Origin of the sequence: Rhodococcus sp. 66b (genome assembly GCF_002076325.1) — a bacterium.
Taxonomy (GTDB): domain Bacteria; phylum Actinomycetota; class Actinomycetes; order Mycobacteriales; family Mycobacteriaceae; genus Rhodococcus_F; species Rhodococcus_F erythropolis.
Window position 1 is genome coordinate 133,703 of record NZ_MUZB01000014.1, and the last position, 26,126, is coordinate 159,828.

The 26,126-nt window shown below is 63.9% G+C and carries 20 protein-coding genes and 1 tRNA gene; 14 read left to right on the plus strand and 7 right to left on the minus strand.

What is annotated here, in order from left to right; genetic code table 11:
- Positions 1 to 232: 232 nt before the first annotated feature.
- Complete coding sequence (locus tag B0E55_RS24790) at positions 233 to 610, minus strand: MarR family winged helix-turn-helix transcriptional regulator (protein ID WP_019749191.1); 378 nt, start codon at positions 608 to 610, stop codon at positions 233 to 235.
- 85 nt (positions 611 to 695) lie between these two features.
- On the opposite strand from B0E55_RS24790, the gene B0E55_RS24795 reads away from it, so the two are divergent.
- Positions 696 to 2,225, plus strand: a complete 1,530-nt coding sequence (locus B0E55_RS24795) for an MFS transporter (protein ID WP_019749190.1) — start codon at positions 696 to 698, stop codon at positions 2,223 to 2,225.
- Positions 2,226 to 2,298: 73 nt separating this feature from the next.
- Here B0E55_RS24795 and B0E55_RS24800 read toward each other — a convergent pair whose 3' ends face one another.
- The 4 genes from B0E55_RS24800 to B0E55_RS24815 form a co-directional block, all read right to left on the minus strand.
- The gene (locus tag B0E55_RS24800; RefSeq protein WP_080910654.1) at positions 2,299 to 4,191 is read right to left on the minus strand and encodes an FAD-dependent monooxygenase; all 1,893 of its coding nucleotides are present in this window, start codon (positions 4,189 to 4,191) and stop codon (positions 2,299 to 2,301) included.
- 2 nt (positions 4,192 to 4,193) lie between these two features.
- Positions 4,194 to 5,522 carry an MFS transporter gene (locus B0E55_RS24805; protein ID WP_080910655.1) on the minus strand — a complete coding sequence of 443 codons (1,329 nt, stop codon included), beginning with the start codon at positions 5,520 to 5,522 and terminating at the stop codon, positions 4,194 to 4,196.
- Positions 5,523 to 5,650: 128 nt separating this feature from the next.
- Positions 5,651 to 6,577 (minus strand): LysR substrate-binding domain-containing protein, encoded by a 927-nt coding sequence (locus B0E55_RS24810; RefSeq protein WP_020908299.1) that lies wholly within the window; start codon positions 6,575 to 6,577, stop codon positions 5,651 to 5,653.
- Positions 6,578 to 6,666: 89 nt separating this feature from the next.
- Positions 6,667 to 6,742: transfer RNA gene (locus B0E55_RS24815), tRNA-Arg, on the minus strand.
- Between the two features lie 243 nt (positions 6,743 to 6,985).
- On the opposite strand from B0E55_RS24815, the gene B0E55_RS24820 reads away from it, so the two are divergent.
- The gene (locus B0E55_RS24820) at positions 6,986 to 9,355 is read left to right on the plus strand and encodes a phosphoketolase family protein (RefSeq protein ID WP_080910656.1); all 2,370 of its coding nucleotides are present in this window, start codon (positions 6,986 to 6,988) and stop codon (positions 9,353 to 9,355) included.
- A gap of 38 nt (positions 9,356 to 9,393) precedes the next feature.
- Here the strand turns inward: B0E55_RS24820 and B0E55_RS24825 are convergent, their stop codons facing one another.
- Positions 9,394 to 10,113, minus strand: coding sequence for a DUF305 domain-containing protein (locus B0E55_RS24825; RefSeq protein ID WP_019749185.1), 720 nt, complete (start codon positions 10,111 to 10,113; stop codon positions 9,394 to 9,396).
- Between the two features lie 4 nt (positions 10,114 to 10,117).
- Complete coding sequence (locus tag B0E55_RS24830) at positions 10,118 to 10,945, minus strand: DUF3105 domain-containing protein (protein WP_021334274.1); 828 nt, start codon at positions 10,943 to 10,945, stop codon at positions 10,118 to 10,120.
- A 216-nt stretch (positions 10,946 to 11,161) separates the two neighbouring features.
- Between B0E55_RS24830 and argS the strand changes: the two genes are divergently transcribed.
- From argS to B0E55_RS24890, 12 genes are all read left to right on the plus strand, one after another.
- Complete coding sequence (gene argS / locus B0E55_RS24835) at positions 11,162 to 12,814, plus strand: arginine--tRNA ligase (RefSeq protein ID WP_080910657.1); 1,653 nt, start codon at positions 11,162 to 11,164, stop codon at positions 12,812 to 12,814.
- Positions 12,811 to 14,232 (plus strand): diaminopimelate decarboxylase, encoded by a 1,422-nt coding sequence (gene lysA / locus B0E55_RS24840; protein ID WP_019749182.1) that lies wholly within the window; start codon positions 12,811 to 12,813, stop codon positions 14,230 to 14,232. Before argS ends, lysA begins: the two co-directional genes overlap by 4 nt.
- On the plus strand, positions 14,229 to 15,542 hold the full coding sequence (locus B0E55_RS24845; RefSeq protein ID WP_007726192.1) for a homoserine dehydrogenase: 1,314 nt from the start codon (positions 14,229 to 14,231) through the stop codon (positions 15,540 to 15,542). Before lysA ends, B0E55_RS24845 begins: the two co-directional genes overlap by 4 nt.
- Positions 15,539 to 16,621, plus strand: coding sequence for a threonine synthase (gene thrC / locus B0E55_RS24850; RefSeq protein ID WP_003941280.1), 1,083 nt, complete (start codon positions 15,539 to 15,541; stop codon positions 16,619 to 16,621). Before B0E55_RS24845 ends, thrC begins: the two co-directional genes overlap by 4 nt.
- A 44-nt stretch (positions 16,622 to 16,665) precedes the next feature.
- Positions 16,666 to 17,610: a homoserine kinase gene (gene thrB, locus B0E55_RS24855; protein WP_007726194.1), complete on the plus strand. Its 945-nt coding sequence runs from the start codon at positions 16,666 to 16,668 to the stop codon at positions 17,608 to 17,610.
- A 503-nt stretch (positions 17,611 to 18,113) separates the two neighbouring features.
- On the plus strand, positions 18,114 to 20,252 hold the full coding sequence (rho, locus tag B0E55_RS24860; RefSeq protein WP_021344853.1) for a transcription termination factor Rho: 2,139 nt from the start codon (positions 18,114 to 18,116) through the stop codon (positions 20,250 to 20,252).
- Between the two features lie 225 nt (positions 20,253 to 20,477).
- Positions 20,478 to 20,714: a 50S ribosomal protein L31 gene (rpmE, locus tag B0E55_RS24865; RefSeq protein WP_003941310.1), complete on the plus strand. Its 237-nt coding sequence runs from the start codon at positions 20,478 to 20,480 to the stop codon at positions 20,712 to 20,714.
- A 146-nt stretch (positions 20,715 to 20,860) separates the two neighbouring features.
- Positions 20,861 to 21,940 (plus strand): peptide chain release factor 1, encoded by a 1,080-nt coding sequence (gene prfA, locus B0E55_RS24870; RefSeq protein WP_003941341.1) that lies wholly within the window; start codon positions 20,861 to 20,863, stop codon positions 21,938 to 21,940.
- Positions 21,941 to 22,017: 77 nt separating this feature from the next.
- A complete protein-coding gene (gene prmC, locus B0E55_RS24875; protein ID WP_019749178.1) occupies positions 22,018 to 22,950 on the plus strand; it encodes a peptide chain release factor N(5)-glutamine methyltransferase in 933 nt (310 codons plus the stop codon).
- On the plus strand, positions 22,947 to 23,609 hold the full coding sequence (locus B0E55_RS24880; RefSeq protein ID WP_003941345.1) for an L-threonylcarbamoyladenylate synthase: 663 nt from the start codon (positions 22,947 to 22,949) through the stop codon (positions 23,607 to 23,609). The genes prmC and B0E55_RS24880 overlap by 4 nt, the downstream gene beginning before the upstream one ends.
- 2 nt (positions 23,610 to 23,611) lie before the next feature.
- A complete protein-coding gene (gene glyA, locus B0E55_RS24885) occupies positions 23,612 to 24,937 on the plus strand; it encodes a serine hydroxymethyltransferase (protein WP_080910658.1) in 1,326 nt (441 codons plus the stop codon).
- Entirely contained in the window at positions 24,934 to 26,121 is a 1,188-nt protein-coding gene (locus tag B0E55_RS24890; RefSeq protein ID WP_019749176.1) for a glycosyltransferase family 4 protein, read from the plus strand. Before glyA ends, B0E55_RS24890 begins: the two co-directional genes overlap by 4 nt.
- Positions 26,122 to 26,126 lie beyond the last annotated feature (5 nt).

Sequence of the window (26,126 nt, forward strand, 5' to 3'; positions counted from 1 at the left end):
TGTGTATCTCTCGATAGGAGCAGGTAGAGATGTCAGGCAGGCGCCTGAGGGACTAGCAGAAGCCGCAGGAACGCTGGCAGATTGCCTCGGCCAGGATCGCGTGAAGGCGTGCCGGCTGCGCTGCTGTCGATCGCCGACGGCAACAGAAAGGCGCGCCGGTATGTGCTCAGTCTAGTCCTGAACGGTCCTCGCCCGGCGGCCGGGCGAGGTGCGGTGCTGCTCCGACGTAGGGCTACTGCTCGCGCAGGCGTGAATCCAGCACGGCCAGTTGAATTTTGCTGGCATCCGTGTGTACTTGACGACCTTTGTCGGTGACGTCGATGAAGACTCCGCGCCGGTCAGCCTCGCACAGTGCTCGCTGAACCAGTCCGGCCTTCTCGAGGCGGGCGACGCTGCGGGAGAGCGCACTGGGACTCAGGTACATCTCCGAAGCCAGATCCTGCATCCGTGGACGCTCACACGAGGTGTCCATGAGTCGGTCGAGGGCCTCGAAGTCGCTCATACTCAGGCCGTGCGCCGACTGCATCTGGCGATCGAGTTCGCATGCGATGTCGTTGTAGCTGGTCGACAACGAGCGCCAGGTGTTGCGCAATTCCGATTCCGACGTCACGACCGCATTCTAGTTGAAGACTCGATTACGTGCAATTGCATTAAATGCTTGTGCATTAAGTGCATGTGCATCTATTCTCGCTGACGTGACTTGCACAGACTCGACACTCAAACCATTCGATTCGCCGGAATCCCCGGGTTCTACGGAATCCACGGATCCGGCCACAGGAGAGGGCTGGTCCCTCAAGCTGTGGGGCATCCTCGCGGTGCTCTGCCTCGTGTTGTTCCTCGACGGTCTCGATGTGTCGATGGTGGGCGTCGCTCTACCGTCCATCGGCAATGAACTGGGCCTGTCCACTACTTCGCTGCAGTGGATCATCAACGGCTACGTCCTCGGATTCGGCGGCTTGTTGCTACTCGGTGGACGTACCGCCGATCTTCTCGGGCGCAGGAAGGTCTTCCTGATCGCGCTGACCGTGTTCGCAATCGCTTCGCTGGTCGGTGGCCTTGTCGACAACGGAACACTGCTGATCGCATCACGATTCGTGAAGGGACTGGCGGCGGCCTTCACTGCGCCGACTGCAATGTCCATTCTCACCACGACGTTCAAAGAGGGCCCGGCCCGTAACCGTGCGCTGTCCGTGTTCTCCGTGTTCGGCGCCAGTGGTTACTCGTCGGGCCTGATCCTGGGTGGGCTGTTGACCAGTGCCGGTTGGCGATTCACGTTCCTGATGCCGGTTCCGTTTGCCGTCATCGCGCTGATCGGTGGGTACTTCCTCATTCCGCGGGACCGTCCCGCAGATACCGGGGGACACGACCTCGTCGGCGCCGTCACCCTGGTGACGGGAATGCTTCTCACGGTCTACACGATGGTCTCGGCTCCGACCCGTGGGTGGGCACACCCGATGACGCTGGGTTCGTTCGCCGTCGCAGCCGTGCTTCTGGCGACGTTCTTTTTCGTCGAGAAGAAGGTGGCTCATCCACTTGTGCGACTTGGGCTTCTGCGCGTCGGCACCATCGTTCGTGCGAATCTGGCCATCATCGCGCTCTTCGGTTCCTACCTGAGCTTCCAGTTCATGATGACGATCTTCCTGCAGTCGGCCCTCGGCTGGTCGCCGCTGAAGATGGCGATGGCACTGCTCCCCGCGGGCATCATCGTCGCCTTCGGATCACCGTTCGTCGGACGGTTGGTCGACCTGTACGGCAGTGCCAAGCTCATCATCGCGGCACTGACCTCGCTCAGCGTCGGGTACCTCTGGTTCCTCTTCGCGGGCAGCGATTCACCGTCGTACGTCGTGGCGATTCTGCCGAGCGTCATCCTGCTCGGACTCGGATTCGCGTTGGGGTACACCTCGATCATGGCCCAGGCCACCTCCGGCGTCGACGATTCGGAGCAGGGTTTGGCGTCCGGGCTGGTGAACACGTCCGCTCAGGTCGGTGCGGCGCTCGTGCTCGCTCTCACTACCGCCCTCGTGACCGCCGGATCGCACACCGCATCCGGTGCCGGTACCGCCGGATTCGAACAGTTCCATCCCGGACTGATCCTGGTTACCGGAGTCGCGCTGGTGGGCTTGGCGATCACCGTCTCGCCGCTGGTACGTGGAAGGTCGCTGCGGGGAAGATCCGTGCGTGAAAGGCGCGCTGAGGAAGAAAAGGAATTGGCCGAGGTCAACTGAATACTTGCTTCATCCGCGAATGCGCTCGGCCGCGTAGGAGACAATCCTGCGCGGCCGAGTTGCTGTGTCTGAACTATCGGGTGGCAGATTTCGGGGCTGCGTCTTTCGGGGCTGCGTCTTTCAGGGCTGCGTCGAAACTCGTCGACGTAGCTTGCGAACCGAGAATCAAGGCAAGGCGCACCAACATGGCTTCGCGGTCGGACGGATCAGCCTGATCCAGTGCATTCGACAGTGCCAACCAGACGTGCTCGCGGTGGCCCTCGTCGTCGATCACCGCAGTTGTCGCCGACTGTGCCGTATCGAAGTGCGTCGGCGCAGTGCCGGCGGTGAGGTGCTTGGCCACGTCGTTCAATTGCGTGGGATCGCTGATGCGGCAGAGCGCCAATCCGTCGGGCCGAATCACGAAGATCTCGCCGACACGAGCACCGAGGGCAGATGCGAGATTGCCTTCGGCATCGCGAATCGTGGAGTCGTTAGTTCCCGCGGTGATCACCCGTACGGTTTCCGGTGCAAGGGCCTGAGCGAGAATCTCGGCTTGCGTGTCGAGTTCGGATACCAGCTCAGCTGACAGTCCGAAAGCCAGCAGGCCGAATCCAGTACCGCGCAGACTGTTCAAGGAGGTTTTCGAACCGTCCGCCGAGACCTGGACGACTCTGTCTTCCAGCGGATCCCCGGGCAGTACGCCCTCGGTGCCCGCAGCTGTGGGCCACGTCAGCGGCGAGAGACGGGCGTGCGTTGCACTCGACTGGCGCGGGTTGATGAGGTGCGCGAATTCGCTTCGCTTGGTGGCGAGTTCGAGTACGGCGTCGCGGGTGGTCCGGTATCCATGACTGCCGGGCGACATGATGAGCGTCGACTTGCCTGCATTGTCGACGTTCTGCTGCCACGCGCTGCGACGTTCCTTCGAATACGCGTCGAGGATGGCGGTATCGGCAGCTCCGTTGATGACGGCCGCCAGTTGCCACACCAGGGTCTCGGCATCTTCCATGCCAGAGTTGAGGCCACGAACACCGAAGATCGGAACGAGATGCGCGGCGTCGCCGGCAAAGAGCACACGGCCGTGAGTGAAATCTTCCAGGGCGAGTGCATGGGCGCGGTAGAAGCCGAACCATTCCAGGGTCCAGGGGATGTCGCTCTCGAGCCATTCGAGGTGACGCGTGATGCGGTCACGGATGCGATCTTCTTGCGTCTCCGCCTCCGGATCGTCCGACGCGTCGAGCTGGTAGTCGATGCGCCAGATGTCCCGTGGTTGGCGGTGCATGATGATCGTGGAGCCCGGGTTGCTGGGTGCGTCGAACCACACCAGACGCTCGGCCGGGAGTTTCGATTCCCAATGAATGTCGGCAATGACGTAGTTGCCCTCGTAGCTGTTGCCCTGCAAGCGGATTCCGCTGAGTTCGCGCATCTTGCTGCGTCCACCGTCGGCAGCCACGACCCACGCCGCACGCAGTTCGCGGGTTCCGAACGCGGTGTCGACGGTCAGAGTTACCTCGTCGTCACCGCCGGAGATGCCGGCGATCGACGACGACCAGTGGAAGTTCACCAGTGGGTGGGCGAGCAACTTGTCGGTCATGATCTGTTCGAACTCGGATTGCGAGACGTTGACCATGGGTCCGCGCGCGTCGTGCTCGGCGGATGCCATCCGGAACTGCAGTACTTCCTGATCGCGGTAGTAACTCCGACCACCCACCCACGGTAGAACGATGTCTTCGAGTTCGGCGCCGAAACCAAGGCGTTCGGCAACTTCGAGGCTGTGCCGTGACACGCAGATCGCGCGACTGCCGAACGAGACCTGATCGGCCGCTTCGAGAATCGTGACGGCAATGCCGCGCTGCGCCAAGCCCATGGCTACGCCCATGCCGACTGGGCCGGCTCCGGCGATCACGACGGGAAGTGCGTCGGCCGAAGGCGCCATGGAAGCGAAGTCCTCGGGGGCGTACTTCTTCGGATGAAAGTAGGTCGACATGGTCACGAGGCTTTCTGTGCGGCAGTGTTTTTCGGGATCAGTTGAGGTTCCGGGAGTAGCAGGATGGAAACCAAGCTGATCACGGCAATGATCACGAAGTAAACGGTGATGGCGAACGAGGTGTCGAAGGCGGCGTAGAGCGCGGTGGCGATCATCGGGGCCAGACCGCCGCCGAGGATTGCGCCGATCTGGTAGCCGAGTGACGCTCCGCTGTAGCGGATGTGTGAGGGGAACAATTCGGCGAACAGTGCCGCTTGTGGGCCGGCGCAGCAGCCGAGCGTGAAGCCGAGGGCGATCATCGATACGAGCATCACCGGGACGATCGCTGTGTCGATCAGCGGAAAGAACACCGCTGCCGCCACTACCAGGGTGATCGAACTGCGGATGTAGACGGTCCGGCGTCCGAGAGTGTCCGACTTGTGAGCGCTGAAAGCCATTCCCGCCATCCAGAACGGGCAGGATGCGATGAGGAGGAAGAGCATCGTGGTCTTGCTGAAGCCGAGTTCGGTCTCGCCGTATTTGAGCACGTAAACCATGTACGCGTACGCAATTCCGTTGGTGGCAATGAAGGTTCCACCGGCGAGGAGCACTGTCTTCCAGTGTCTGGTGAGAACCTCGAGAATCGGCATGGACTCCGCCGGTGCTTCGGACTTCGAAGCGGTGAACTCGTCACTTTCCTCGAGGCCGAGACGGATCCACATCGCAACGCCCACAAGAACTGCGCTGAGCAGGAACGGGATTCGCCATTCCCAGGAGTTGAATGCATCGTCGTCCATGAAGGCGGCGAGGGGGAGATAGACGAGATTGGCCACCAGTACGCCTGCGGGAACACCGATTTGTGGTGCGCTGCCGTACAGCCCCTTCTTGCCCTCCGGTGCGTTTTCGGTGGCGACCAGAACTGCGCCGCCCCACTCGCCGCCGACACCGAGTCCCTGAACGAATCGCAAGGTCACCAGGAGTATGGGGGCGAAGACGCCGATGGCGGCGTAGTTGGGTAGCAGGCCGATGGCAACGGTGGCGCAGCCCATCAGCATCAACGAGGTGACCAACATGGATTTGCGTCCGATGCGGTCGCCGAAGTGGCCCATCACGATTCCGCCGATGGGACGCGCGACGAATCCGACGGCGAGGGTGGCGAAGGCGGCCAGGGTGCCGGCCAGATCGGACGTGCCGGGGAAGAACTGCTTGCCGAGCACGAGCGCGGCGGCGGTGCCGTAGATGAAGAAGTCGTACCACTCGATGGCGGTGCCGACAAAGCTGCCGAGGGCGGCCTTGCGCGCCTTGACCGTCGCGGCGGTGCGCGTAGCGGTCGGTGAGGCGATGGAGGTCATGAAGTGCCTTTCGAGATGAATGTGGCTTGAGGAAACAATGACGTGCGCCACAACAATTGAAAAGCGAAAGAATTGGAGGTTCTTGCACGGAAAATCCGTGGAATCAGCTCCGCTGCCTGGTAGTGGGACTATTGGGCAGGTTCCGAGGGTGAAACGAATTCTATGAAAGCGCGTGCGACGCGGCTGAGGCGAGTGTTCTGGTGCCACGCGAGAACTACGTGCACCGACGGCACGACAGGGGAAGCGATGGTCTTGACGACTACCTCGAGCCCCTCGTACGTGACGTCCATCTTGGGGCGCTGGAGCAACAGCGTCCAGCCGAGTCCGCGTCCGACAAATGCCCGCGCCGTCTCGAAGTTCGCGGTTCTGTATGCAACCTTCGGGATGAATCCGCCTGCGCGGCAGACGTCGAGCGCGTGTTTGGTGCTCGGCGGCGCGTCGAGGAGAACCATCGGGTGTTCCGCGAGATCCGGAAGATGGATCGGTCGCTCGGACCGCGCGAGTGGGTGTTCTGCACCCAGGACGATCAAGGGTTCGCGGATGGCCAACGGAACTGTGCGCAATTGTGGAGACAGGTCCAGGTCGTAAGCGATCGCGAGGTCCAACTCGCCGTTCTCGAGATGTGTCTGGAGCCGATTCTGAGTGTCCTCGCGGAACTCCACCTGCGCGTCGGGATTCTCACGGGTGAACCCGGCGATCATCGACGGCAATACCGTCGGCCCCAGAGCGGGATAGCAACCGATCGCGATGGGCCCCGACACGCTTCCGCCGGTTCCGAGCGCATCGGATTCGAGCTCCCCGGCTTGCTGAAGTAGCGCCCGGGCGCGCACCAGAACGGATTCACCGGTGCGGGTCAGTTGAATGCCGAATGAGCGACGGCGAACGCACAGTTGAACTTTGAGCGCGCGTTCGAGTTCGGTGAGCGACGCGGACAGGGCGGAGGGGGAGAGGTGCAAGCGCTCGGCCGCGGCGCTGATCGTCCCGGTCTCGGCTACCGCGACAAACGCAGCCAGCTGACGCATCGTGTACGTGGGAGCAGGATCGATGCGAGGCATGAGATCGACAGTAGTCGGATAGATTGCCCTGAATATTTTGGTGCGGCACCGTGGAGAAGTCGACGATCAATCGCTGACCTGCGTCTTCGTGGTGCCCCCGGCAGGATTCGAACCTGCGACCTTTCGCTCCGGAGGCGAACGCTCTATCCCCTGAGCTACGGGGGCGCACCGAACTTTCGGTGTGCCGATTGGGCTGCGTTAGCGTAGCGCATCACGGGGGGCCAAGACCAAACCGGCACCCGTCTCGGCATGGCGTCGTCGCGGGAGGCAGTCGAGGATGCGGCCGGGGACCATGGTCGTCGAATCATCTGTACCGACTGACTCGGATGCTTTTTACGCCTAGGCTCGGCTCTGAGCACAGGCTCGGGCGGACTGCTCGGGCACCCTCGTGAGGTACGGGAGTCGTTGATGACCGATCACCACTATTCCGAAGACCAGCTCGCGCTCGACCTGAAGTGGTGGGCAGCGGCCAACTACCTGACCGTTGCGCAGATCTATCTGAAAGACAACACGCTTCTGCGGGAACCGTTGCGAGCCGAGCACATCAAGCCTCGACTGCTCGGACACTGGGGGACCAGCCCTGGCCTGTCGATGATCTACACGCTCCTCAATCGGCACATCGTCGCCACTGATGCTGACTGGCTGTACGTCACGGGCCCGGGGCACGGCGGCCCGGCGCTGGTCGCGTCGACGTATCTCGAGGGAACGTATTCGGAGATCTATCCGGAAGTCTCGGACGACGCCGAGGGTATCCACCGGATGTGTCGGCGATTCTCGGCTCCCGGCGGAGTGCCCAGCCATGTGAGTGTGCAGACACCCGGAAGCATCCACGAAGGCGGCGAGCTCGGCTACGCCCTTGCACATGCGGCCGGCGCTGCCTTCGATCATCCGAACCTCGTGGTGGCCTGTGTGATCGGCGACGGCGAAGCGGAGACCGGGCCGTTGTCCGGCTCGTGGAAGCTCCCGGCGTTCCTCAATCCACGACGCGACGGCGCGGTGTTGCCGATCCTGCACGTGAACGGCGCCAAGATCGCGGGCCCGACCGTGTACGGGCGCAGCAGCGACGAGGACATTCAGGCCTACCTCGGCGGCCAGGGGTGGGCGCCGATCGTCGTCTCCGGTGACGACCCCGACGTCGTGTTTCCTCAGTTGTATCAAGCGATCTCGCAGGCACACGAGAAGATCCGCGAGATGCAGGGTGCCGCACGCCGCGGCGACGAGTGGACGGGTTCGTGGCCGGCAATAGTCTTGCGGACGCCGAAAGGATGGACCGGTCCGCACATCGTCGACGGAATCTTGGTCGAGGGCACACATCGTGCGCACCAGGTGCCGTTGTCCGGCGTGCGAACCAACGAATCGCATCTGCGGCAACTCGAAGAGTGGATGCGGTCGTACCGTCCGGACGAGTTGTTCGACGCCAACGGATCACTGGCCGCGGAACTGGCGGCGCTCTCGCCGGCGGGGGACAAACGCATGGGGAGCACTCCCTACGCGAACGGTGGGCGACTTCGCGTCGATCTCCCGATGCCGCCGCTCGAAAAGTACGCGCTTCCCATCCAATCCCCGGGTTCGACCTTCCACGAGACGACACGAGTTCTCGGCGAGCTTCTGCGCGACATCTACGCCGCCACGGAAACCGAGGACAGCGGCGGGATCTTCCGACTCTTCTGTCCGGACGAGACGTCGAGCAATCGCCTCGGCGCCGTGTTCGAGACAACCGACCGCTGCTGGCAACTGCCGATCACCGACTACGACGACGGGCTGTCCGCGGACGGTCGTGTCATGGAGGTCCTCAGCGAGCACCTTTGCGAAGGTTGGCTCGAGGGCTATCTGTTGTCCGGTCGACACGGGATGTTCGCGAGCTACGAAGCATTTGCGATGGTGAGCGTGTCGATGCTCATCCAGCACGCCAAGTGGCTCCAACATGCCGTCGACCTGCCGTGGCGGGCGTCCGTCGCTTCGCTCAACGTGCTGTTGACCAGTACGTGCTGGCGCAACGATCACAACGGATTCAGTCATCAGGGCCCCGGCATGATCGACGCCGTTATTCCCTTGGCCCCCAGTGTGATCCGCGTGTGGCTACCGCCGGACTCCAACACCTTGCTCTCGATCTCGGATCACTGCCTGCGTAGCACCGACCACGTCAACCTGATAGTCGTGGACAAGCAACCGCACCTGCAATACCTCACGCTCGAGCAGGCGCACGAGCACTGCGCGGCGGGAGCTTCGGTGTGGGAATGGGCCGGAACCGAGGCTCGCGGACAGGAACCGGACGTGGTCCTGGCCGCTGCGGGAGATGTGCCGACGCAGGAGATCCTGGCTGCTGCACAGTTGCTGCGCGATCACACACCCGAACTGATCACCCGCGTCGTCAACGTCGTAGATCTGATGGCCCTGCTGACCCCCACCGAACATCCCCACGGATTTGGGGAGCGGGTCTTCCTCGATCTGTTCACCGCGCAGACCGACGTCGTGTTCGCATTCCACGGATACTCGCGTGCGGTGCACGAACTGATTCACGGGCGTCCGAGTCCCGAACGCTTCCACGTTCGCGGATTCAGTGAACAGGGAACAACCACAACACCGTTCGACATGGTTGTCCTCAACAAGATGAGCCGCTACCACCTGGTGATCGAGGCGCTACGACGCTCCAAGCGTCGGCCGGCCGGGGCGTCCGAGTTGGCGGAGTTCTGCCGCACACAGCTCGAAAAGCACTCGCGTTACATCGTCGAGCACCTCGAAGACATGCCGGAGGTAGAAAACTGGACCTGGTCCTGAAATTCAGGACCAGGCCCAGTTGGGTCTGAGTTCTCAGTTCAGTTCATGGGCAGCGGCACTGCGCCGCGAGCTGCCAACATGTCGGTCATCAGCTTGGACTCGCTCTGCTGCGTGTTGACCATCGTCTGCGCCAGGCTGCGCACCGGACCCTCGGTGGCGTCGGCAGCTGCGTACTCCATCATCGGAAGCCCACCTTCGTGGTGACGAAGCATCAACTGCAGGAACAAGGTGTCGAGTTGCAGGCCTTCCGCCGCGCGGAGAGCCGCGAGGTCCTCGGGGGACGCCATGCCGGGCATGGTGTCGACCGGGCCGGAATGAGCCATGTCCATCGTGGCCGAAGTCCCGTGCGATCCGTGGCCGGAGCCCGAATCCGACGACATCCACTCCATGTACGGCCCCACCTTGGACAGCGGCTGATCCCACATGGTCAGCCACGCCTGCATTTGACCGAGCTGGTTCTGCTGCGTGGTCAAGATGTCGAACGCCAGCGTGCGCACATCGTTGTCGGTGGACTTCGTCAGGGCGATGGACGCCATGTCGACGGCCTGGCTGTGGTGCACGCTCATGTCCTGAGCGAAGCCCACGTCCACCGAATCCGATGCCGGAACGGTCAGTGACGACTTCGCATCGGGTCCGAGGAGGTTGGTCAGTGCGCCGAGGGCAAAACCGACGGCGATCGCGCCGATCAGACCGATGATCAGCAGTGCGGTGCGCTGACTCGGCTTCGAAGGCTGATCGGTGGTCTCTGAACTATTCACCGGACTATCCACCGGCGGGAATCTGCTCGTCGGTGGCCGGGGTAGCGCCCGTGCCGTCCATCTGGATGGCGTCGGCGCCCGGAGGCGTCGGATCGAACGGCGACGTCGACGGGGTGAACAGCGGGTTGGTGCAGCTCGCTCCGACCTCGGGGTAGACGTTCGGGTTCTGGTTCAACGCGGTGATGAACTGATCGATGCGATCGTCGTCGGCCTTGTCGATCTCGAGGCGATGGCCCCACGACTGCAGAGAAATGGGGCTGCTCTGGCCGGGGAACGGCGACATCAGCATGTAGGACTTGCCGTTGACGCGTCCGGCGAGGCTGTCGATCTGGTCCTGGTCGACGAGATCGGGGTTGTACGTGATCCAGATGGCGCCGTGCTCGAGCGAGTGGACGGCGTTCTCGGTGCGAATCGGGTCGGCGTACACGGTTCCGGTGCAGTTCGCCCAGGTGGCGTCGTGCGGGCCACCGAACGGCGGGGTCTGGTCGTACGCCACGCGCTGAGTGGAATCGACGTGCTGGCCGGCCGGGTACTCGATCTTGAGGACGCCGTCGATCTTGTCGGACGGATCCTTGTTCTCGGAGCTGTACTTGTACGGCTCGAGGGCCTGCCGCTCCTCGACCTTGGGCCACAGATTGATACCGAGCACGGCGATGAGTGCGAGCACAGCCACACCGGCGCCGATCGACAGCCAGGGGATCTGGCGGGGAGCGGGGACGCCGCCCTTGCCCTTCTTGGCCGGCCGACTGTTCTTGTTGGCGGCCTTGATGGCCTTGGCTGATTTGGCCCCGGAGTTCTTGTTGGGACCGCGACTATCGGAACCGCTTGGCATCGATTGGGCTCTTTCGGTGTGTGGGCTTGAGGTGTGGCGCGCCCGCGCATGAAGGTACGCGGTGGTAGCTCGGGCATTACCACTGTACTTTCCGAGTCTGAGGGCAAACTTTGAGAGTGGCGTGCGACACGCCACAGCGGCCCCGCGCACGTTCATGGAGAGCGAGGCGTGAGGCGAGTCTCCACTTCCGGTGTGCAGGCAATAGGATGAATACCTGTGACTCCAGCTGACCTTGCCGAACTGCTCCGCGGAACCGCAGCGAGCGTCCTTGCCGATCGTGGCCTCGACGTATCCGTGCTGCCCGAAACCCTTACCGTCGAGCGACCACGCAACCCCGAGTACGGCGATTACGCCACCAACATTGCCATGCAGGTAGCCAAGAAGGTCGGCACCAATCCCCGCGAGCTGGCGGGCTGGATCGCCGAAGCCCTCACCGCTGCCGACGGAATCGAATCCGCCGAGATCGCCGGACCCGGCTTCCTCAACATCCGGCTGGACAAGGACGCCCAGGGCGCGATCGTCGTGTCGGTTCTCGAAGCCGGCGCGTCGTACGGCTCGGGTGACTCCCTCGCCGGCAAGAAGATCAACCTCGAGTTCGTCTCGGCCAACCCCACCGGACCGATTCACCTCGGTGGAACCCGTTGGGCTGCAGTCGGAGACGCGCTCGGACGCATTCTGTCCGCGCAGGGTGGATTGGTCACACGTGAGTACTACTTCAACGATCACGGTGCCCAGATCGACCGCTTCTCGCGTTCACTGATCGCTGCAGCGAAGGGTGAACCTGCTCCGGAAGACGGTTACGCCGGTGCATACATCGCCGACATCGCCGCCTCGGTTCTGAAGCAGCGTCCCGACGTCATGGAGCTGCCCGCCGACGAGCAGCAGGAAACCTTCCGCGCCATCGGCGTCGAATTGATGTTCACGCACATCAAGCAGACCCTCCACGACTTCGGCGTCGACTTCGACGTCTACTTCCACGAGAACTCGCTCTTCGAATCCGGTGCGGTCGAGAAGGCCGTCGAATCCCTCAAGGGTTCGGGCAACCTCTTCCACGAAGACGGTGCGTGGTGGCTCAAGAGCACCGACTACGGCGACGACAAGGACCGCGTCGTCATCAAGAGCGACGGCAACGCCGCCTACATCGCCGGTGACATCGCCTACTTCCAGAACAAGCGCGCCCGCGGGTTCGACCTCTGCATCTACATGCTCGGCGCCGACCATCACGGATACATCGGCCGTCTCAAGGCTGCCGCGGCCGCATTCGGCGACGATCCGGACACCGTCGAGGTGCTGATCGGCCAGATGGTCAACCTCGTCAAGGACGGCACTGCCGTCAAGATGAGCAAGCGCGCAGGCACCGTCATCACCCTCGACGACCTGGTCGAGGCAATCGGCGTCGACGCCTCGCGTTACGTCATGATCCGCTCGTCGGTCGACTCGAGCATCGACATCGATCTCGACCTGTGGACCAAGACCAGCAGCGAGAACCCCGTCTACTACGTCCAGTACGCGCATGCACGCCTCTCGGCGATCGCTCGCAACGCCGCGGACCTCGGTCTGTCCGCCGACGCGAGCAACCTCGCCCTGCTCACCGTCGAGCAGGAGGGTGACCTCATCCGCACGATCGGCGAGTACCCACGCGTCGTGTCGAGCGCGGCGAATCTGCGTGAGCCGCACCGTATTGCCCGCTACCTCGAAGAACTCGCGGGTGCGTACCACCGCTTCTACGGCGCGTGCCGCATCCTTCCGCAAGGCGACGAAGACGCCACCGACGTGCACCGCGCGCGTCTGGCTCTCTGCGCCGCCACCCGACAGGTCCTGGCCAACGGCCTCGAACTGCTCGGCGTCACCGCACCGGAGCAAATGTGAACGCGCACCCCGCCGGCCCCAAGCATGCCGAGCAGTTGCAGGCCCCCGGCTTGCCCGACCGTCCTGCCAGCCCCGAAGCCTTCGGTGAACTCTCACCGCAGGTGTGGCCGCGCAACGCTTCTCGCGGCGACGACGGTGAAGTGACCCTCGCGGGTGTCAAGGTCGGTGAACTTGCCGAGAAGTACGGCACCCCGCTGTTCGTCATCGACGAGGACGACTTCCGCTCGCGTTGCCGCGACATGGCCCGCGCCTTCGGCCCGGATGCCAAGGTGCACTACGCATCCAAGGCATTCCTCTGTGGCGAGATCGCACGCTGGGTCGCCGACGAAGGCCTCTCGCTCGACGTCTGCTCCGGCGGCGAACTGGCGATCGCGTTGCACGCGGACTTCCCGGCCGAGCGAATTGCCATGCACGGCAACAACAAGTCAGTCGCCGAACTGGCCGCTGGTGTCGCCGCGGGCGTCGGACACGTCGTGCTCGACTCGGCGATCGAGATCGACCGACTCGATCGTGTCGCCGGTGAGGCCGGTGTCGTTCAGGACGTGTTGATCCGACTGACCGTCGGCGTCGAAGCGCATACCCACGAATTCATCTCCACCGCACACGAGGACCAGAAGTTCGGTTTCTCGCTGGCCGGGGGAGCGGCGATCGACGCGGTCCGTCGCGTCTTCGCTGCCGACAACTTGCGACTGGTCGGCCTGCACAGCCACATCGGTTCGCAGATCTTCGACGTCGACGGTTTCGAGGTGGCAGCGCACCGCGTGATCGGTTTGCTCCGCGACGTCGTCACCGAGTTCGGAGTCGAGAAGACCAAGCAGATTTCGATCATCGACCTCGGCGGCGGCATGGGGATCTCGTACATCCCCTCCGACGACCCGCCGCCCGTCGACGAACTGGCAGCAAAGCTCGGCCACATCGTGCGCAACGAGTCCGCCCTGGCCGGATTGCCGGAGCCGACGCTTGCCGTCGAACCCGGCCGCGCCATCGCCGGACCTGGCACGGTGACGCTCTACGAGGTCGGCACCATCAAGGACGTCACGGTGGGTAGTTCGCTGACACGCCGCTACATCAGCGTCGACGGCGGGATGAGCGACAACATCCGCACGTCCCTCTACGGTGCGGAGTACGAAGCCAAGTTGGTTTCGCGAACTTCCGAGGCTGATCCCGTCGTTGCACGTATCGTCGGTAAGCACTGCGAGTCCGGTGACGTGGTCATTCGGGACACCTGGATGCCCGAGGACGTCGGGCCCGGTGATTTACTAGCGGTAGCAGCGACCGGTGCATACTGCTATTCGATGTCGAGCAGGTACAACCTGCTCACCCGCCCAGCCGTGGTGGCGGTGCGTGACGGAGTCTCACGCGTGATTCTGCGGAGGGAAACAGTGGAAGATCTGCTCAGCTTGGAGGTATCGCAGTGACGAGCGAATCGGCGCATCGCGCTATCGGTGTGGCCGTTCTCGGCCTCGGCAACGTCGGGAGCGAGGTCGTCCGGATCATTCGTGAGCAGGCCGAGGAACTCGAAGCTCGCGTCGGCGCCCCGTTGGAACTGCGGGGAGTTGCCGTCCGCCGTATCGGCTCGGACCGCGGAATTCCCGAGGAACTGCAGACGACGGACGCCGAGTCCCTGGTCGGTCGTGACGACGTCGACATCGTGGTCGAGGTGATCGGCGGAATCGAGCTCCCTCGCAAGCTGATTCTCTCTTCCCTCAACTCCGGTAAGTCGGTCGTGACCGCCAACAAGGCGCTGCTCGCGGACCACACCGGTGAATTGGCGGAGGCTGCAGAGGCCAACTCTGTCGACCTGTACTTCGAGGCCGCTGTTGCCGGTGCGATCCCCGTGATCCGCCCGCTCACACAGTCGTTGGCCGGAGACCGTGTCAACAAGGTCGCCGGAATCGTGAACGGCACCACCAACTTCATCCTCTCCGCGATGGACGAGACCGGCGCCGACTACGAAGAGACCCTCGCCGAAGCCGGACGCCTCGGATACGCGGAAGCCGACCCGACCGCGGACGTCGAAGGCTACGACGCCGCGGCGAAGGCTGCGATCCTCGCGTCGATCGCGTTCCACACCCGCGTCACTGCCGCGGACGTGTACCGCGAAGGAATCTCCACGATCACCTCCGCCGACCTGGCGTCGGCGAAGGCACTCGACTGCACGATCAAGTTGCTCTCGATCTGCGAGCGCATCGTCACGCCCAAGGGCAAGGAGCGGATTTCCGCTCGCGTGTACCCGGCGCTGGTTCCGCTCAGCCATCCGCTGGCCTCGGTCAACGGCGCGTTCAACGCCGTTGTCGTGGAAGCAGAGAACGCCGGCCGGCTCATGTTCTACGGCCAGGGCGCAGGCGGCGCCCCCACCGCTTCCGCGGTGATGGGTGACCTGGTGATGGCGGCGCGCAACAAGGTTCACGGCGGCCGCGGCCCCCGCGAGTCCAAGTACGCCAAGCTCAAGGTCGCCCCGATGGGCGACATCCTCACGCGCTACTACGTGAACATGGAGGTCGCGGACAAGGAAGGTGTGCTGTCCGCAGTCGCCGCCGAGTTCGCCAAGCACGGCGTGAGCATCTCCGTCGTCCGCCAGGAGGGCGCCGGCGCCGGCGCGCGTCTGGTGGTCGTCACTCATGTAGCAACCGACGCGGCTCTCTCCGAGACCGTGGCGGCCCTCAACGAACTCGAATTCGTCACCGCTGTGACCAGCGTGCTGCGACTGGAAGGCACTGAACAATGACCGGCATCGTCAACCCCGTCCACAAGGCATGGCCGGGTCTCATCGAGGCATACCGGGACCGTCTCGCGATCGGTGACAACTGGAAGACCGTCACCCTGCGCGAAGGCGGCACCCCGCTCCTGCCGGCCGGCCACCTCTCCGAGATCACCGGCTGCGACGTCTACCTCAAGGTCGAGGGTCTCAACCCCACCGGTTCCTTCAAGGACCGCGGCATGACGATGGCCGTCACCGACGCCTTGGCCCGTGGCCAGCGCGCAGTTCTGTGCGCGTCCACCGGCAACACCTCCGCCTCGGCCGCGGCGTATGCAGCCAAGGCAGGCATGACCTGCGCCGTGCTCATCCCGCAGGGCAAGATCGCCATGGGCAAGCTTGCACAGGCAGTCATGCACGGCGCCAAGATCATTCAGGTCCAGGGCAACTTCGACGACTGCCTCGAGCTGGCACGCAAGACCACGGCGGAATTCCCCACCATCGGTCTGGTCAACTCCGTCAACCCGGTGCGCATCGAAGGTCAGAAGACCGCGGCATTCGAGATCATGGACGTGCTCGGCAAGGCTCCCGACGTGCACGCTCTCCCGGTCGGAAACGCAGGAAACATCACCGCGTACTGGCGCGGATACTCCGAGTACTACGCGGACGGTCTGACCACGGTCAAGCCCCGCATGCTCGGCGTCCAGGCAGCCGGTGCGGCTCCGCTGGTCAACGGCGCACCCGTCAAGGACCCCGAAACCATCGCTACCGCAATCCGAATCGGTTCCCCCGCTTCCTGGAACGGCGCTGTCGCCGCGAAGGAAGAGTCGAACGGTGCATTCCGTGCCGCCACCGACGAGAAGATCCTCGAGGCTTACCGTCTGATCGCCGCCACCGAGGGCGTCTTCGTCGAACCGGCGTCGGCAGCCAGTGTCGCCGGCCTGCTCGCCGCACGTGCAGAGGGCTGGCTCGAGCCGGGCCTGACCGTCGTGTGCACGGTGACCGGTAACGGTCTCAAGGATCCTGACACGGCTTTGAAGGGTATGCCGAACGTCGAGCCGATCGGTGTCGATCCCGTTGCCGTCGCGGCTGCCCTCGAGCTTGCATAGTGTCCGTGGATTCATCGACCACTCCGCGGAATCCGGTGTCTGACATGACTATAACCCTGCCTATCGGCCTTTCGGTGACTGCTCGCGTCCCGGCCTCGAGTGCAAACTTGGGGCCGGGGTTCGACACCCTCGGTCTGGCGTTGGGGTTGTACGACGAAATCGTGGTCACCACAACGGATTCGGGCCTTCAGATTCGCGTCGAAGGTGAAGGCGCTGCCGACGTACCTTGGGGTCCTTCGCATCTCGTGGTTCGCGCTATCGAGCGCGGTCTCGAAGCGGCCGGGGTGTGGGCCAGTGGCCTGGACGTGTTGTGCCGCAACGCGATCCCGCACTCGCGCGGGTTGGGATCCTCGGCTTCTGCGGCTGTCGGCGGATTGGCAGCAGCCAACGGTCTGGCGCGCGCACTCGATGCCGAGATCGGCTTGACGGAAGAGCAGTTGGTTCAGCTCTCGTCCGAGTTCGAAGGTCACCCGGACAACGCGTCTGCCAGTGTTCTCGGTGGCGCAGTCGTCTCGTGGAGTTGCCCACCGGCCGTCGAAGGCGACGAGCCGATCTACTCCGCGGCGAAACTCGATGTCCATCCCGACATCCGTGCTGTGGCACTGGTTCCCGAGGAGCGGTCGTCCACCGCACACACTCGTGGCCTCCTGCCCGAATTGGTTCCGCACCAGGATGCCTCGTTCAACGCGAGCCGCAGCGCGCTGGCTGTCGTTGCGCTCACTGCTCGGCCCGATCTGTTGATGGCAGCCACCGAGGATCGCCTGCATCAGGCGCAGCGCGCACCCGCACTGCCGCTCACGACGCGATGGATCGGGATCCTGCGCGAGGCGGGCATTGCCGCGACCGTTTCGGGAGCAGGCCCCACCGTGTTGGCGCTCAGCACAGAGCCTTTCCCCGTCGAGCTCGCCGAAGCGGCGCGGGCAGACGGACTACGTGTGCTCGAATTGGACATCGCCGACGGCGTCGAAGTATCCACGACGACGGTCTGATCCCTGCCTTGGTCCTGGTGATCGCCCACTACCGATCGGTAGTGAACTGACACACCCAGTCGTCCAAATTCTTGCCGGACTCAGGTTTGGACGCTATCCTGGGCTATGTCCGTACATCGTGCGCGTCAGTCGCCGGTGCATCACCAGGGGGCAAAACTCCTTCCCAATCGGGGTCCACAGTCCTTGGCATGATTCTCGCAGGCATGATCCTCACGCTTGTACCTTCTCCGAAGGTTTGAATCCTCCGCGGATCGAACACTCAGAGGTTCCATATCTCTGGGGTTCAACACACGGGGGAGTGAATCGTCGACGAAGGCGCGTTGGGCAGGTTTGCGAGCGCATGAAAAGTTTGAGGCGAGAGTTTCCGACAATCATGTGACGGCGGACAAGCCGGCAGTTCTGGACAGCAACCACGTACGGCACCACCGAGTTCGGTATTCAATCGAACTGCGGGACGAACCCTCGACTTTGCGCAGTGCGAGTGAGGGAAGGAAAGGACCTCCGTGACCGATACGGACCTCATCGCCACTTCTGCACCCGCCGGGTCGGAATCAGGCGACAATTCTCAGGCGTCATCTTCAGCATCGAACGGTGCGGTGGCGACCTCCACGAAGCGTGCCGAAACGCGCCGTGGTGCCGGACTTTCCGGCATGGTGCTCACCGAACTCCGCACTCTTGCGGGTGAACTGGGCATCAAAGGCACTTCCGGCATGCGCAAGGGCGACCTGATCGCAGCCATCAAGGAGCGCCAGGGCGGCAGCGCAAAGGCTGCACCCGCACAGAGCGAACTCACTCTCGACGACGCACCCGTTGCGCGCACTCGTGCCAAGAGCACCCGCGCCGCACGCACCGAAACCCCCGCAGCCGAAACGGCTCCCGCGGCAGAATCCGCTCCTGCCGAGGCAGCGCCTGCGCGTACCGAATCCGCCGAGGATTCCGATCAGAGCGCACCCCGTCGTGGACGTCAGCGTCGCGGCGCCGCTCGTCGTGCAGGTTCACCCGACCAGGGTGAACTGAGCATCGAGCAGGACACTCCTTCGGCAAAGTCCGACGCGGACACCTCGAAGGCCGCCGATACCTCGAAGGTCGCCGAGACCGCCAAGGCTGAGGCTCCGGCCGAGCGTCCTGCGCGCACCGAGGGCAAGTCCGACGCTGATCAGGCTCCCGCCGAGCAGGGCAACGAGCGTCCCCGCCGCGAGCGCAACCGGGACAATCAGGGCCAGCGAGACAACCAGGGCCAGCGCGAGAACCAGGGCAACCGGGGCAACCAGGATCGCCAGGATCGCCAGGACCGTCAGGATCGCGGCAACCAGAACAACGCCGGCCAGAACAACGCCGGTCCGCGTACGGACAACCGCAACAACGGACCGGACGACGACGAAGAGGGTGGACGCGGACGCCGCGGACGCCGTTTCCGCGAGCGCCGTGGCCGTGGTCGCGACCGCGGTGAGGGTGGCGCACCCAACGATTCGCGCGAGACCGAAATCCGCGAGGACGACGTCCTTCAGCCGGTCGCCGGCATCCTCGACGTCCTCGACAATTACGCCTTCGTGCGTACATCCGGGTACCTCGCCGGTCCCAACGACGTCTACGTCTCCATGAACCTGATCCGCAAGAACGGCCTTCGCCGTGGCGACGCCATCACCGGTGCCGTCCGCGTCTCGCGTGACGGTGAGCAGGGCAGCCAGCGTCAGAAGTTCAACCCGCTGGTCCGCATCGACACGGTCAACGGCGGCGACGTCGAGGCCGCGAAGAAGCGCCCCGAGTTCAACAAGCTCACGCCGCTGTACCCGAACCAGCGTCTGCGCCTCGAGACCGAGCAGCACATTCTCACCACGCGTGTCATCGACCTGGTGATGCCCATCGGTAAGGGCCAGCGCGCCCTCATCGTGAGCCCGCCCAAGGCCGGTAAGACCAGCGTGTTGCAGGCGATCGCGAATGCCGTCGCCACCAACAATCCTGAGTGCTACCTGATGGTCATCCTCGTGGACGAGCGTCCCGAGGAAGTGACCGACATGCAGCGCAGCGTGAAGGGTGAGGTCATTTCCTCCACCTTCGACCGCCCGCCGGGAGATCACACCGCAGTTGCCGAGCTGGCAATCGAGCGTGCGAAGCGCCTGGTCGAGATGGGTAAGGACGTCGTCGTACTGCTCGACTCCATCACGCGTCTGGGTCGTGCGTACAACAACTCCTCGCCGGCGTCCGGACGCATCCTCTCCGGTGGTGTCGACTCGACGGCGCTCTACCCGCCGAAGCGTTTCCTCGGCGCTGCCCGCAACATCGAGAACGGCGGATCGCTCACCATCATCGCCACGGCGATGGTCGAGACCGGATCCACCGGCGACACCGTGATCTTCGAAGAGTTCAAGGGCACCGGCAACGCCGAACTCAAGCTCGATCGCAAGATCGCCGAACGCCGCGTGTTCCCGGCCGTGGACGTCAACCCGTCCAGCACGCGTAAGGACGAGCTGCTCCTGAGCCCGGACGAAGCTGCTGTGCTGCACAAGCTCCGCCGCGTCCTGTCCGGTCTGGACTCGCATCAGGCCATCGATCTGCTGATCGATCGACTGAAGAAGAGCAAGAACAACCTCGAGTTCCTGATGCAGGTCTCCAAGACCGCACCGGGTGCGATCGACGACTGATCGACTCGACGTCAAAGGCCCACAACCAGCTGGTTGTGGGCCTTTTGCGTGGGCGGAACAAAACCGAGGGGCAGTGCGTTGACAACTTCGTACAGCCACCCCGAGGCGTGCGAGACGCGGATTATCTGGTGAGGTACCGCATCTGGCATACTGAACGGCCGAGTCCGGTTCCGGTTCACGATGTCGATTGGCGACGTCGACCCGGCGACCATTGAAAGGGACACCATGAAGGCAGGAATCCACCCAACCTACGTAGCGACCACCGTCGTCTGCGGTTGCGGTAACACGTTCGAGACCCACAGCACCAAGGAGTCCGGACGCATCAACGTCGAGGTTTGCTCGCAGTGCCACCCGTTCTACACGGGCAAGCAGAAGATTCTCGACACCGGTGGACGCGTCGCTCGCTTCGAGGCTCGCTACGGCAAGCGCGCAGACAGCAAGGTCCCGGCCACCGAGTCCTAGCTGTTCCGCCGACGCCCGATCTGCCATGCGCAGATCGGGCGTCGGCTTTTTTGTGCCTGCACTCGGTTTGCGCGTTTCCCGGGTCCCGGCGTCGAAATACCTTCAAGCGCGCACCGTAGGAATCGAAACTCAGAGCGGAGCGAACCATGGCAGGCGCAACCCAGCCCTCGGCCATCGACGACATCTTGGCGGAGCACGCCGGTCTCGAAGCGCAGATGTCCGATCCGGCGCTGCACAACGACCCTGCCGCTGCCAGGCGCGTCGGTAAGCGGTTCTCCGAGCTCTCGCCGATCATGTCGACGTACAACAAGCTCACGGCTGCGCAGGACGATCTGGAAGCTGCGCGCGAACTCGCCGCCGACGATTCCAGCTTCGCCGCCGAGATCCCCGATCTCGAAGCCGAGGTCGCGCAGCTCGAGCAGACGCTGACCGATCAGTTGGCGCCGCGTGATCCGCATGACGGCGACGACATCGTCCTCGAAGTGAAGTCCGGTGAGGGCGGCGAAGAATCCGCGCTCTTCGCCTCGGACCTGGCCCGCATGTACGTCCGCTACGCGGAACGGCACGGCTGGCGCGTCGAGATCCTCGACGCGACGGTCTCCGATCTCGGCGGATACAAGGAAGCCACGCTGTCGATCAAGAGCAAGTCAGATACCCCGGACGGAGTGTGGGCGAGGCTCAAGTTCGAGGGCGGGGTTCACCGCGTCCAGCGAGTGCCCGTCACCGAATCCCAGGGACGCGTACACACTTCGGCCGCCGGCGTTCTGGTCTACCCGGAGCCCGAAGAGGTCGAGCAAGTCCAGATCGACGAGAGTGACCTGCGTATCGACGTCTACCGTTCGTCCGGCAAGGGCGGTCAGGGCGTCAACACCACGGACTCCGCGGTCCGAATCACGCACCTTCCGACCGGCATCGTCGTCACCTGCCAGAACGAGCGCTCGCAGCTCCAGAACAAGGCGCGTGCCATGCAGGTGCTTGCAGCCCGTTTGCAGGTAGTCGCCGAGGAAGCCGCGGACGCAGAAGCGTCGGCAGGTCGCCAGAGTCAGGTTCGGACGGTGGACCGTTCGGAGCGCATCCGCACCTACAACTTCCCTGAGAACCGCATCACCGATCACCGCATCGGATTCAAGTCGCACAACCTCGACGCAGTGCTCGACGGTGAGCTCGACGCACTTCTCGACGCATTGGGCAAGGCGGACCGAGAGGCGCGTCTCGCGGCCGAGTAGATGCAGACCATGACTGACCTCCGTCCCGCCGGGAACTCGGTGAACCGCGTGTCGGTCGAGCGTGGCAGGCTGTACCCGTGAGTCGACTTCCACTTCGTTTGGCGCTGATCGAAGCTGCAAAACAGCTCGACGCCGCAGGTGTGCCCAGCCCACGCACCGACGCCGAGTTGTTGGCATCCCACCTGCTCGGCGTCGAACGCACGCGTCTCGGGCTGATTCCGTTGGTCGATCCTGAGGTCATCGCGGCGTTCGACGAGTTGGTGGCGCAACGCGTGAAGCGGATTCCGTTGCAGCACATCATCGGAGTCGCATCGATGGGCAACATCGACGTCGCTGTCGGTCCGGGTGTCTTCATTCCGCGGCCCGAAACCGAATTGCTCATGGGTTGGGCGCTCTCGTTCCTCGAAGGTTGCGGAAGCAAGCCGCCGGTAGTTCTGGACCTGTGCACGGGATCGGGTGTACTCGCGCTGTCCATCGCCGAGGCCCGTCCAGACGCCGTCGTTCACGCCGTGGAGAAAGAGCCCGCCGCGTTGGCGTGGGCGCGTCGTAATGCTGCCGACCGCGAGGCCGCCGGTGATACACCGATCCATCTGCATCAGGGCGATGTCACCGATCGGAACCTGTTGCCAGGGCTCGAGGGCGGCGTCGATCTGGTCGTGTCCAATCCGCCGTACATCCCCGAAGGCGCGCAATTGCAGCCTGAGGTCATGGATTACGACCCGCACACCGCGTTGTTCGGTGGCGCCGACGGTCTGTCCGTCATCAAACCCATGATCAGCAACATCGCGCGGTGGCTTCGAATCGGCGGCGCGGCAGGCATCGAGCACGACGACACCAACGGCGACGGCGTCGCTGCGCTGTTCTCGGCGCGCCGGGTGTTCGGCGACGTTGCGCAGCATCCCGATCTTGCCGGTCGTCCGCGTTTCGTCGTCGCCAGACGTGTCGCCACCGACGTCGAAGCGCAGCGGAATCGAACGCCCGAAGTGCAGAGTGAAAGGATGGCTGAGTGAGCACCGTGTACGACTGCAGTCAGACAGATTCCCGAACCGCAGGCTTGGCCGCCGCGAAGAACGCGCTCAAGGCCGGCCGACTCGTAGTTCTCCCTACCGACACCCTTTACGGACTCGCCGCGGACGCGTTCGACAGCGAAGCTGTCACGAGTCTGTTGCGTGCCAAGGGACGCGGGCGAGACATGCCCGTCCCGGTACTGGTCGGATCGTGGAACACCATCGACGGGCTCGTCTACAGCGTGCGCCCCCAGGCCCGGGATCTGATCCGCGCGTTCTGGCCCGGCGGACTGAGCTTGGTCGTCGAGCAGGCGCCTTCACTTGCCTGGGACCTCGGTGATACCCGCGGAACCGTCATGCTCCGCATGCCCCTGCACCCGGTTGCCCTCGAACTGTTGCGCGATGTCGGACCGCTTGCCGTCTCGAGCGCCAACATTTCGGGGCGTCCGCCGGCAACTACCGTCGAGGAAGCCCGAGATCAGCTCGGCGGATCTGCCAGCGTGTACCTCGACGGAGGCAAGGCCGAACACGCCGTTGCTTCCACGATCGTCGACCTGACCGGCAATTCACCGCGTATCTTGCGAGTGGGTGCCGTCTCGGCAGAATCCATCGCCGAGGTATTGGGCACCAGTCCGGAAAGCCTCGTAGAGGGAGTTTCGTAACGATGGTCGGCGCCGGCGGCGAGCGCGCGGGGGAATCCACGTATTGGGGACCGGATTTCGGTGAGCTTGCCACGGCGGACCCCGAGATCGCGGCTGTTGCGCTGGCCGAACTCGAGCGTCAGCGCGGCGGGCTTCAACTCATCGCAAGCGAGAACTTCACCAGCCCCTCGGTACTGGCTGCCTTGGGTTCGACCCTGAGCAACAAGTACGCCGAGGGCTATCCGGGTCGGCGTTACTACGGCGGGTGCGAGTACGTCGACGTAGCCGAGAATCTGGCGATCGACCGGGCAAAGGCACTGTTCGGCGCCGAGCACGTCAACGTCCAGCCGCATTCGGGGGCCACCGCGAATCTCGCGGTGTACGCCGCATTCGCCAAGCCCGGCGACACCGTATTGGCGATGAGTCTGCCGCACGGTGGGCATCTGACTCACGGGTCTCGGGTCAGCTTTTCGGGGCAGTGGTTCACCACCGTTCCCTATCACGTCGATTCGGCCACCGAATTGATCGACTACGACGAGGTTCGCACCCTGGCTCTGGCGCACAAGCCGAAAATCATCGTCGCCGGCGCGACCGCGTACTCCCGAACCATCGACTTCGCAGCCTTCCGGTCGATCGCGGACGAGGTTGGTGCGATCCTGTGGGTCGATGCCGCCCACTTCATCGGACTCGTGGCAGGCCGGGCGATACCGTCGTGTGTTCCGTATGCCGACGTGGTCTCCGCGACGACGCACAAGGTCCTCAGAGGTCCGCGCGGCGGAATGATCTTGTGCCGCAGCGAGCATGCCTCGGCTGTCGATCGCGCGGTGTTCCCCTTCATTCAAGGCGGCCCGATGATGCATGCGATCGCTGCGAAGGCGGTTGCCTTCAAAGAAGCGTCGACGCCGGAATATCGTTGGTATGCACAGGAAGTGGTTGCCAATGCGTCGGCGCTCGCGCAGTCGTTGGAAGCTCGCGGCCTGCGCACCGTGTCCGGTGGAACCGACACGCATCTGGCGCTTCTCGATCTGCGCGCAAGCGGTGTCACCGGCGTCGACGCCGAGCGTAGGTGCGGACTGGCTTCGATCACGCTCAACAAGAACGCGATTCCGTTCGATCCGCAGTCGCCGGCCGTCACGTCCGGAATCCGCGTCGGATCCGCGGCCGTGACGACCCAGGGATTCAACACGTCCGACATGAGCGTCGTGGGGGAGTTGATCGCGCGTGCAGTCGTAGCGGATCCAGCCACCACGTCAGGGGAGGCCGAGTTGGCATCCGTTGCCGACGGCGTTCGCGAACTGGTACGGGCAAAGCCTGCCTATCCCCGCCAGACGGGTGATCTCGCGCAGTGATCACTTCGTACGAGGCGACCACGTATCTGGCACAGGGCGGCGGGGGAGCGGGTGTTCCCATCCGTGAACTGTTGCTCGTGCTGTGTACGGCGGCGGTAGTGACATACCTGGCGACTGGCGCAGTCCGGTTGTTGGCGCTGCGGTTCGGCGCCGTCGCCATACCGCGTGATCGGGACGTTCACGTCGAGCCGATTCCGCGCCTCGGTGGCGTCGGAATGTATATCGGCATGGTTGTCGGTCTGCTGTTCGCGCAGCAATTACCGGCGCTCACAAGAGGTTTCGGCTTCGGTAGTCCGGATGTGCACGCTGCGCTCGTCGCGGGCGCCGTCATCGTCCTCGTGGGCGTGATCGACGACAGGTGGGGTCTCGACGCTCTCACCAAGTTCGTGGGTCAGGTGACTGCTGCCGGAGTTCTCGTGGTGATGGGCGTCAGTTGGTTCATCATCTACAACCCGTTCGGTGGTGACGGTGGGTCCACGATCATCCTCGATCAGATTCAATCGGGACTGTTCACGGTGGCTATCGCCGTGGCGACCATCAACGCGATGAACTTCGTCGACGGTCTCGACGGATTGGCCGCCGGTTTGGGCCTCATCGCGGCCTTGGCGATCCTCATCTTCTCGATCGGTCTGCTCCACGATCAGGGCGGCGACGCGAGTGTCTACCCGCCGGCGATGATCGCGGCGGCCTTGGCAGGCGCTTGTCTCGGTTTTCTTCCGCACAACTTCAATCCAGCGCGCATCTTCATGGGCGATTCCGGGTCGATGTTGATCGGTCTCATGCTTGCCGCGATCTCCACCAGTGCATCCGGTCGTATTCCGCTCACTGCTTACGGAACCCGCGACCTGGTCGGCCTCCTCGCGCCGTTGTTGCTGGTCGGTGCTGTGATGTTCATCCCGATGCTGGACATGCTCCTGGCCGTGATCCGCCGGACTAAAGCGGGCGTCAGTCCGTTCAGTCCGGACAAGATGCACCTGCATCATCGCCTCCTGCAAATCGGACACACGCACCGACGGGTTGTGCTGGTCATCTACCTGTGGGTCAGCGTCCTGGCGTTCGGTGCCGTCGGATCCTCGCTGCTCAATCGACAGCTGGTTGTCGTACTGGTTGCGGCCGGGTTGGTCATTGCCTTGTTCTTCACCGCGGTGCCGTCCCTGATCGATCGCAAGCAACAGCGTCGCTAGCCAAG

Coding starts and splice junctions, on each gene's coding strand:
- glyA (WP_080910658.1), top strand. CDS start 23,612: ATGGTCGGCGCCGGCGGCGAGCGCGCGGGGGAATCCACGTATTGGGGA.
- B0E55_RS24830 (WP_021334274.1), bottom strand. CDS start 10,945: ATGCCAAGCGGTTCCGATAGTCGCGGTCCCAACAAGAACTCCGGGGCC.
- thrC (WP_003941280.1), top strand. CDS start 15,539: ATGACCGGCATCGTCAACCCCGTCCACAAGGCATGGCCGGGTCTCATC.
- prfA (WP_003941341.1), top strand. CDS start 20,861: ATGGCAGGCGCAACCCAGCCCTCGGCCATCGACGACATCTTGGCGGAG.
- B0E55_RS24805 (WP_080910655.1), bottom strand. CDS start 5,522: ATGACCTCCATCGCCTCACCGACCGCTACGCGCACCGCCGCGACGGTC.
- rpmE (WP_003941310.1), top strand. CDS start 20,478: ATGAAGGCAGGAATCCACCCAACCTACGTAGCGACCACCGTCGTCTGC.
- thrB (WP_007726194.1), top strand. CDS start 16,666: ATGACTATAACCCTGCCTATCGGCCTTTCGGTGACTGCTCGCGTCCCG.
- B0E55_RS24810 (WP_020908299.1), bottom strand. CDS start 6,577: ATGCCTCGCATCGATCCTGCTCCCACGTACACGATGCGTCAGCTGGCT.
- B0E55_RS24820 (WP_080910656.1), top strand. CDS start 6,986: ATGACCGATCACCACTATTCCGAAGACCAGCTCGCGCTCGACCTGAAG.
- B0E55_RS24800 (WP_080910654.1), bottom strand. CDS start 4,191: ATGTCGACCTACTTTCATCCGAAGAAGTACGCCCCCGAGGACTTCGCT.